The 8,475-nt window shown below is 50.9% G+C and carries 7 protein-coding genes and 2 pseudogenes; 7 read left to right on the top strand and 2 right to left on the bottom strand.

Annotation, left to right across the window (positions count from 1 at the left end):
• The first annotated feature begins 70 nt into the window (after positions 1-70).
• Positions 71-685: a recombinase family protein gene (locus tag V3W49_RS22095; protein ID WP_500148117.1), complete on the top strand. Its 615-nt coding sequence runs from the start codon at positions 71-73 to the stop codon at positions 683-685.
• A gap of 226 nt (positions 686-911) precedes the next feature.
• Here V3W49_RS22095 and V3W49_RS22090 read toward each other — a convergent pair whose 3' ends face one another.
• Both V3W49_RS22090 and V3W49_RS22085 read right to left on the bottom strand, forming a co-directional pair.
• Entirely contained in the window at positions 912-1,781 is an 870-nt protein-coding gene (locus V3W49_RS22090) for a hypothetical protein (protein ID WP_500148116.1), read from the bottom strand.
• A 163-nt stretch (positions 1,782-1,944) separates the two neighbouring features.
• Positions 1,945-2,454: a hypothetical protein gene (locus tag V3W49_RS22085; RefSeq protein ID WP_500148115.1), complete on the bottom strand. Its 510-nt coding sequence runs from the start codon at positions 2,452-2,454 to the stop codon at positions 1,945-1,947.
• A gap of 226 nt (positions 2,455-2,680) precedes the next feature.
• Here V3W49_RS22085 and V3W49_RS22080 point away from each other — a divergent pair.
• The 6 genes and pseudogenes from V3W49_RS22080 to V3W49_RS22055 form a co-directional block, all read left to right on the top strand.
• A pseudogene (locus tag V3W49_RS22080) lies at positions 2,681-3,295 on the top strand (IS110 family RNA-guided transposase); the annotation flags it as partial.
• 11 nt (positions 3,296-3,306) lie between these two features.
• Positions 3,307-3,548: pseudogene (locus V3W49_RS22075) on the top strand (Tn3 family transposase); the annotation flags it as partial.
• Positions 3,549-4,061: 513 nt separating this feature from the next.
• The gene (locus tag V3W49_RS22070; protein ID WP_500148113.1) at positions 4,062-4,655 is read left to right on the top strand and encodes a helix-turn-helix transcriptional regulator; all 594 of its coding nucleotides are present in this window, start codon (positions 4,062-4,064) and stop codon (positions 4,653-4,655) included.
• A 122-nt stretch (positions 4,656-4,777) separates the two neighbouring features.
• Positions 4,778-5,338: a fimbrial protein gene (locus V3W49_RS22065; RefSeq protein WP_500148112.1), complete on the top strand. Its 561-nt coding sequence runs from the start codon at positions 4,778-4,780 to the stop codon at positions 5,336-5,338.
• Between the two features lie 59 nt (positions 5,339-5,397).
• On the top strand, positions 5,398-6,129 hold the full coding sequence (locus V3W49_RS22060; RefSeq protein WP_500148111.1) for a fimbrial biogenesis chaperone: 732 nt from the start codon (positions 5,398-5,400) through the stop codon (positions 6,127-6,129).
• A gap of 42 nt (positions 6,130-6,171) precedes the next feature.
• Positions 6,172-8,475, top strand: a 2,304-nt coding sequence (locus tag V3W49_RS22055) for a fimbria/pilus outer membrane usher protein (RefSeq protein ID WP_500148110.1), incomplete at its 3' end; no start/stop codon positions are given.

Here is an 8,475-nt window from a genome sequence, read left to right as displayed (position 1 = left end):
CTATTGTTGACAGACATCAGCACCAAAATCAGAATGTCACATAATCGAACGTATATGTGACAGGTGTAAAATGTTAATTGGTTATATGCGGGTATCAAAAGCAGATGGTTCTCAGGCGAATGATTTACAGCGTGATGCGCTGATCACTGCCGGCGTTGACGCTGCCCATCTTTATGAAGACCGGGCATCGGGCAAGCGAGAAGATCGCCCTGGACTTATTGCCTGTCTGAAGGCCCTACGGCCCGATGACACCCTGATTGTATGGAAACTTGATCGACTCGGGCGCGACCTTCGTCATCTCATTAATACGGTGCATGACTTAACCGGGCGCGGGATAGGCCTGAAGGTACTGACCGGTCACGGAGCGACCATCGATACCACGACAGCTGCCGGCAAGCTTGTTTTTGGGATCTTTGCCGCACTGGCCGAGTTTGAGCGCGAACTGATAGCCGAGCGAACGACTGCAGGCCTGGCCTCAGCAAGAGCGCGCGGGAGGAACGGCGGACGGCCTTACAAAATGACGCCAATAAAATTGCGACTGGCAATGGCATCAATGGGACGACCAGAGACGAAAGTCAGTACGTTATGCCAGGAGCTGGGGATAACCAGACAAACGCTGTACCGCCACATTTCTCCTGATGGTCAACTGCGAGCTGACGGCATAAAACTGCTCAACCGGGGATAATTTTTGGCGGACGGAAAAATCTGGGGTTCCGGCGTAGAACCCCATGTACTGACTCTTTCATAGATGCGAGCAATTTTCATTTAAGGTGGCCAAAATAAGTATAGTTAATTTGGCTATCGTAAAAGAGGTGGCTAAAAATTGCAATTTGCGATGTTAATTGGCTGGTTAATTTTGGGCTATCTAAAATGGCTGATTTGCCACCCTGAAACTGTAAGGTGGCATATAATCATCCAGCTAACACTAATCCCAGTTGGTTCTCCAGGTACGCGACCAGCTCATCATCCTTATAAACGCTCGCAGTGCTTTTTAGCTGGTTGGCGTTTTCTGGTGCTGCCATTATTTCTATGCGGAATCTCAAAGCACTGTCAGCCCCGATCAGTTTTTCTGCCGACAGCTGCGTATCCTGTACACAGAAACGTGTTCCGGTACCATATTTTTTTATGAGCAACTCGCCGGTAACCTGAAACGCAGTTTGTGAAATAATGGCGACTGGCCAGCATGGGTAACCAGAAAAATGGCCGGCACACTGGAGGGGAGACAGGGGGCCAGCACTGGCATCCAGTCTGTCATGTTGAAACGTCAGGTTGTAAACAGGCACCGGGTATTTGTAAGGGGAGCACGAGGGAGCCGTTTGGCTATCATTAGCGTAATGTCGAAAGTTACGCTGAAATAATGCAGGTGAAAGAATTGTATATTCGCATATCAGTTCTGCCACTGGCTCACTGTTCCATACCTGCGCTGAAACTTTCAGGGAACGCTTATCGAGATTCAGAACCCGGGCACTGGCATAAAACGTTTCATGGGCCGCAGTCTGATTATTTTGCTTGCGTATAAAATGCGCTTTTGTTGCAAGATAATATCCTTCAGACCCGTTGTGTAGTGCAACAGCAGTACAGCTGCCCAGAATAGCCATATGTCTTCCCAGTTCACCAGCTGTAATGAGACCGGCCTCATAGACAAGAGGCTGCTCAGAAGAAAAAGTGCCAACCAGTGAATCCTCATCTGACCAAAGTTGTTGAAAAGCAAAATAAGGTTTTTCGACCTTAACTCGTTGAGATATTTCGGTAACATCAAAAAAATGCTTTTGCTGCGTCATCCCCATATGCCCCCTGTTTACCCGATAATGAGCGAGTTACGTGACTACAGCCTAATCATAGTTGGGCTTCAGCGTGTTGCTGCAGTGGTTAGTATTAAATTTTATTGTAAAATTAGCGCCATATATTCAATAGTTTTCAACCGATTGATTTTAAATCATTTAGCTATTTAAATTGACCAGTTAACGGCGTTTTATGTTCCATTGCTCCCCAAACCCCAATGATCGCCGGGGTGGTGAGAACGCGAATTGCTGAGGCGGCCATAACACGACCAGCCAGCAGCAGCCCCTTGTGGGCGTAGGTGGTTTTTCCCTGGGTAACCATTTGCCATGAGTGCGGTGGTATGCCCCAAGCGCAGGTAGTGATATAGACCTGGCCGACAGGCAGCAGCCAGCTTACATCACCAACGTCCGTTGAGCCATTGAGGAAATCAGGTTCCTGGCGAAACGGCGTAATGTCTTCGGATAGCGTGCGGCCTCTTTTGGCGACTTTGCGCTTTTCTTCCTCAGAGAAGGTCTCTTGTATCGCTTGGGCGAAGGCTTTTTCTTCAGGACTAAAGGTGACCGGGCCAATTTTGAGCAACTCGTCGTTCATTACGCTGGCAAGGGTGACGTTAGGGATAAGATCGGTCGTAGTGATGTGATGGACGCCCTTTCCTGAAGCAGTCAGTGCCATACTTTTACTGTCTGCGTTTGCTCCGGGAGTAAATCACATGAGAACGATCAGAGTTGTTGGTATTGATATCGGCAAATCAGTTTTTCAGATCTGCGTCTGGATGGTCAATGACTCCGTTACATGGAACAAAAAAATCTCTCGTTCTAAATTGCTGGATACTATACGGCAGTTTGAAGCTGGGACTCTTGTTGCTATGAAATCCTGCGCCACTTAACATTTTTGGGAGAGAACCTTCGCATCTATGGGATATTGTGTCAGACTCATCCCCGCACAAAACGTAAAAGCATTTGTCCGTAGCCAGAAAAATAATGCCAATGATGTGTTGGCAATTTGCGAAACAGCATTTCGCACGGGTATTCACTTTGTTTCTGTAAAAACCATAGAACAGCAGGATATCAAGGCGCTTCAGAACACACGCCAACTGATGGTTGAGCAGAGAACGGCGCTGGCCAACCTGATTCATTCTCTACTCGCTGAATATGGTATCACTATTTATGTCGGGTTCCTGCATCTCCAGCAACAGCTACCAGGGCTGATTGGAGATGCCTCAAACAGCCTGACATTCACTCTTCGTCGACTGTTGTCTTCGCTGCGGGAAGATATGCAGGCATTAAATGAACGAATTACCAGTCTAAGCGAAATTGCAGCACTGTCATCACAACAAATTGCGTACCTCCATCTATTAACAATCCCGGGGGTAGGCCCGTTGATTGCTGCCACGTTTATCAGCGAAGTTGATGCCACACAGTTCTCGAGTGGGCGAGAATTATCGGCGTGGTGTGGGTTGGTTTCCCGCCAGTACAGTTCGGGCGGAAAACAGCGCCTGTATTATGTGATGTAGTGGCACAGATATGGGGTGGAGGAGAAGTGGCATCTGTAAATGAAATGCGTTTTGTTAAGCCTGTCAGAATAATCAATTAATGCCGGACCGAACCTCAAATACTTTGGTAATAAGAGAGAGCACTTGGTACAACTTTGTGTCCGATTAGTATCCTGTCTTTCACGGCATCGTTATACCCGGGACGCTGAGGGACTCAATCTTTGTGCTTGAAGGCCTTATGGACAAGGAGACTGGGATGAATCCAACCGAAATTAGATTGTGGAATTTTTTTCATCCCGTTTAGTTGTTCCATTCAAACACTCCCATTAGGATTATTCATTCTCATTATTGAGTGTTATTCTTATGGATCCGCAAAGTTATTAAATATAAGTAATTAATAAGTTGTAATGATGTAAGGGATTACAAAACTAGGATTAATCTCAAATGTTATTTTTGATGTGTAAATTGTTATGTGGCTGTTAACTGCGATTTTCACATAAAAAATCACAGAAAAATTAATTTATTGATATGTAACCATTTAATTAGCATGGTTAATATCATTTAATCGAGTTCATCGATCAATTACATGCAATTAATAGCCACAGACAATTGGTGGTGGCTTTATCGATCGATTTAAACAATTAGGTGTTTTCAGAATTTAAACTATTATTTGTACCGTTGAAACTTTACGCCAAAACAAACATATGTATTACCATTTGTGTTTTTGTTGATTTCTGGCTCCAGAGCAGAGGTTTTATACCTGCCATTTTGTACCGGGTGAGAAATAATGAAGGAGTATGATTTCAAACGTATTCACTGTGAAAATTTATATTTCAGAATGGGATTATCCTCGCTGATAAACGACCTTTTTCAGGACGAGTTTCTGAGTTCAGGGAGTGATGACATCAGCACGCCCGGATTTCCTGATATATGGGTTTTTTCCCGTGACAGTACGGAGGAATTATATCCTTTTATTCGCCAGATCGTTTCTCATCAGTTAACTATCGTCTTTGGCAAGGATTGCCATAAAAGAGTACTGAGCAGCGTACCGGGCCTGGAGCAGATGGTATTTATGGATCTTAATGTTCCTCCTGAAAAGGCACTGGACAGGATTAAAAAAAGTTTTATTGCCAGCCGCTATGGATTAGCGGTTAACCGGGTCTCTTTTGTCAGCGAACCCGTATTGACATTATTCGAAAAATGGGTGCTGACGGGACTGATGTCCGGAGTCAGTGTTTCTGATTTTGCCTCCCGTACGGGAAGGTCAGTGAATTCCATCAGTTCATGCAAACGCCGGATGATGAAAAAACTGAATGTGTTTAATAATCAGGAGTTATTCGCCAAAGCATGGGCAATGGGGATCCATTTCGACGCTAAATAAGCGAATGAAATAACGGTATCCGGGATGTTTTATTTGTTTCGAAAGAAACGGATGGTGTTCTGCTGCGCGTCGCGTTCAGGACGAGTTGTGTATCAATAAAATGTAACTTGAGGTTTTTTAGCATGAAAAAAACAATTGTGAGTCTTTCTCTGCTGGCTGCACTGGGTATGGGGATGTCTGCAGCCAACGCGGCCTCCACCGGGACTATCACCTTTAACGGTGAACTGACCGACACCACCTGTGACGTGGATGTGAACGGTCAGGGCGCGGACGCCACGGTAACTCTGCCGACCGTCAGCATCAACCAGCTGACCAAACCAGGCAACACAACCGGCCGTACCTCCTTCAACATGAACCTGAGCAACTGTGTGATTGGGACTGAAGGCGGTCACTCCAAAGTGGCGGCATTCTTCCAGCCAGGAGACACCGTTGACCTGTCTACCGGTCGCCTGAAAAACGTCGGCGGCGATGCCACCATGGTTGACCTGCAGCTGCTGGATGCCTCCGGTAACTACAAGGCCATCAACGTGGGTAACACCGACCAGGTGAACGACATGACCTATGTGGATATTAAGGAAGATGGTACTGCCCTGCTGCCGTATGCCGTTGAGTACTACGCTAACGGCCAGACCACGGCCGGTACCGTGACCAGCAGCGTTGTTTACAACCTGCAGTACAAGTAATCCGCTGATCAGCCGTCCGGGGAGCGTGTTCTCCCCGGCTTTTCCGGAGTCCCTTACCTATGTTCCTGAAAAACTTCCGTCCTGCCCTGCAGGCGGGTCTGTTTGCCCTTGTGTTTGCCGCCTTTCAGAGCCAGGCCAGTATTGTGGTCAGCGGTACCCGGGTGGTCTATCCCGGCAACGAACGGGAAGTCACCGTCAAACTGTCCAATACCGGTAAAGGTCCCGTGCTGGTTCAGAGCTGGATAGACAAGGGGGATGTGGAGGCCCGGCCTGAAAAAATCCAGGTACCGTTTATCCTGACCCCGCCCATCAACCGGATTAACCCGGACAAAAGCCAGACACTGCGCCTGAGTTATACCGGTTCACCGGCCCTGCCGGAAGATAAAGAATCTGTCTACTGGTTGAACGTACTGGAAATCCCGCCGGTGACCAAAAATATCGCCCCGAACCGTATTCAGGTGGCGTTCCGCACCCGCATCAAGCTGTTTTACCGGCCGGCAGCCATCAGCGACCGGGCAAAAGCAGCTGAAGCTGCTGAGAAACTCAGCTGGTCTGTCAGCGGCGGTGAGCTGAAGGCCACTAATCATTCCCCGTACTTTGTTTCCCTGGTCTCTGTGAGTCTGTCTCAGGGGAGCCGTAAAACCTCCGTGGACGGTGAGATGGTCTCCCCACTCAGCAGTCACGGCTTTCGCATGAAAGACGGTGCGCTGTTACGCGCCGGCACCACCGTGTCCTGGGAATATGTAAACGACTGGGGTGCCGTTAAAACGGGTCAGGCCACCCTTCAGTGATCCTCCGGTGATAAAAACAATTAAACAGGCAGGAATGTTACCATGAACCGTCACTTTCATTATTCCGTGCTGGCTGCGGCCGTGCTGGCGGCCATTATGCTGCCGGCTGCTGCACAGGACGTGACCCCGACGCCGACAAAGGATAACGAGGTCTCCTTTGACCCGGTATTTCTGGGAACGTCGGGCAACGAATCGGTTGATCTGAAACGCTTTGAACGCGGGGATTCGGCTTCACCGGGCACCTGGCCCACAGATATTTACGTGAACGGTGAGCAGGTATCGCATGAACCGGTACTGTTTTCTGAAGGGCCGGACAAAAGCGTCCAGCCCTGCCTGTCGCCGGCTATCCTGAAAAAAATCAATTTCAACTACACTCAGTTGCCGGCATCCTTCAGCCAGGCGCTGAAGCAGGAGCAGGCCTGCTATCCGCTGCCGGCGCTGATCCCGCAGGCCAGTGTCGCCTTTGATTCCGGCACCCAGCGTCTGGATATCAGTGTTCCCCAGGCCATGATGCAGAATACGGCCCGGGGGTACGTCAGTCCGGAACTCTGGGACAGTGGCGTACCGGCCCTGATGCTTGGCTATAACGCCAGTACCTACACCACCCGCTCGAACGGGCAGAATTACAACTCCGCCTATGCGGGGATTAATGCCGGCCTGAATCTGGGGGCCTGGTATTTTCGCCATGACGGCAACTATAACTGGCAGGAGAACGGCGGCAGCCGTTATCAGTCCCTGAACAACTACGTCCAGCGGGATATCCCGGCCATCAAAGGCCGGGTGCGGATGGGGGAAACCAGCACCCGCGGGCAGCTGTTTGACACGCTGCCTTTTAAAGGGATTGAACTGGTGAACGATGAGCGGATGCTCCCCCAGTCGCAGCGGGGCTACGCACCGGATGTCCGCGGTATTGCGCGCACCAACGCCCGCGTCACCGTCCGCCAGAACAGCCGGGTGATTTATGAAACCACGGTATCGCCCGGCGCCTTCGTGATTGATGATTTATACCCGACCGGCTACGGAGGTAACCTTGATGTGACCGTCACGGAAGCAGACGGCAGTGTCCAGACGTTCTCCGTGCCGTATGCCTCTGTGACGCAGCTGCTGCGCCCGGGGATGCACCGCTACGATATCGTAGCCGGTAAGCTCAATGATCCGTCCATTTCCTTTAACCCGACGCTGTACCAGGCGACTTATCAGCGGGGGCTGACCAATATTCTGACTGCCTTCGGCGGGATACAGGGCAGTGGTGCGGACTACTACGCCCTGCAGGGCGGCCTGGCAGTGAGTACCGTTGTGGGGGCGTTTTCCGCCAGTGTCACCCAGGCACGGACGCACCTGAAGGAGCAGAAGGATACGGTGGCCAGCAGTGGGCAGAGCTACCAGGTCAGCTACAGCAAGTTCCTGCCGGAAACCAACAGTAATCTGACGGTGGCAGCCTACCGCTTCTCCACGTCCGGTTACTATGACTACACCACCGCCATGCGCGTGCTCGATGAAGAGCGCCATGGCGGGTCGGCCGACAATATCTGGCGGCCGAAGAACCGGTTTAACGTCACGATGAACCAGGGGCTGACCCAGGGATGGGGGCAGATGTACCTGACCGGCTACACCCAGGATTACTGGAATAACGGCGGGTCGGACCTGCAGTACCAGCTGGGTTACAGCAACAGCTGGGGTACGGTCAGCTACAGCGTCAGCGCAGGACGCGTCAGAAACTACGGTGGTGATATGGAAACCACCTGGCTGTTTAACATGACGATGCCGCTGGGCAGCCGGATGAATAATGTGCCAACACTGACGGCCAGCATGAACCATAACAGCAATGGCCGCACCGGTGAACAGGTTGGCATCTCGGGCTCGGCCGGGGATGACTATCAGTATAACTACGGCGTGACGGCCATGAACTACAACCAGGGTACCGGCAGCAGCATGTCGGTGAACGGCGGATGGCGTTCACCGTACACCAACCTGACCGCGACCTATGGCGCCGGTAAGCATTACCAGAATGCCTCGGTGGGCATGAGCGGAACGGTCATCGCCTGGCAGAACGGTATCGTGGCCACGCCGTACACCGGGGACACCTTTGCGGTGGTGGAGGCGAAAGGGGCGAAAGGGGCGAAAGTGGGGGGCTACTCCGGCATCCGTATTGACCCGTGGGGCCACGCGGCGGTGCCGTACCTGAACCCGTATGAGATGAATGAAATCACCATTGACCCGAAAGGGCTGCCGTATGACGTGGAGCTGGAGAATACGACTGACAAGGTGGCGCCGTACTCAGGCGCGGTCAGCCGGATTGTGTTCAGGACCAGCCGGGGTACGCCGCTGCTGATTATGGCGAAACAG

Origin of the sequence: Rosenbergiella sp. YN46 (assembly GCF_036620675.1) — a bacterium.
Taxonomy (GTDB): Bacteria; Pseudomonadota; Gammaproteobacteria; order Enterobacterales; family Enterobacteriaceae; genus Jejubacter.
This window is presented reverse-complemented; position numbering and strand designations above follow the sequence as displayed.

Bases quoted from the DNA above. Each gene is read 5' to 3' on its own strand.
- V3W49_RS22095 (WP_500148117.1), top strand. From the start codon at position 71: ATGTTAATTGGTTATATGCGGGTATCAAAAGCAGATGGTTCTCAGGCG.
- V3W49_RS22090 (WP_500148116.1), bottom strand. From the start codon at position 1,781: ATGACGCAGCAAAAGCATTTTTTTGATGTTACCGAAATATCTCAACGA.
- V3W49_RS22085 (WP_500148115.1), bottom strand. From the start codon at position 2,454: ATGGCACTGACTGCTTCAGGAAAGGGCGTCCATCACATCACTACGACC.
- V3W49_RS22070 (WP_500148113.1), top strand. From the start codon at position 4,062: ATGAAGGAGTATGATTTCAAACGTATTCACTGTGAAAATTTATATTTC.
- V3W49_RS22065 (WP_500148112.1), top strand. From the start codon at position 4,778: ATGAAAAAAACAATTGTGAGTCTTTCTCTGCTGGCTGCACTGGGTATG.
- V3W49_RS22060 (WP_500148111.1), top strand. From the start codon at position 5,398: ATGTTCCTGAAAAACTTCCGTCCTGCCCTGCAGGCGGGTCTGTTTGCC.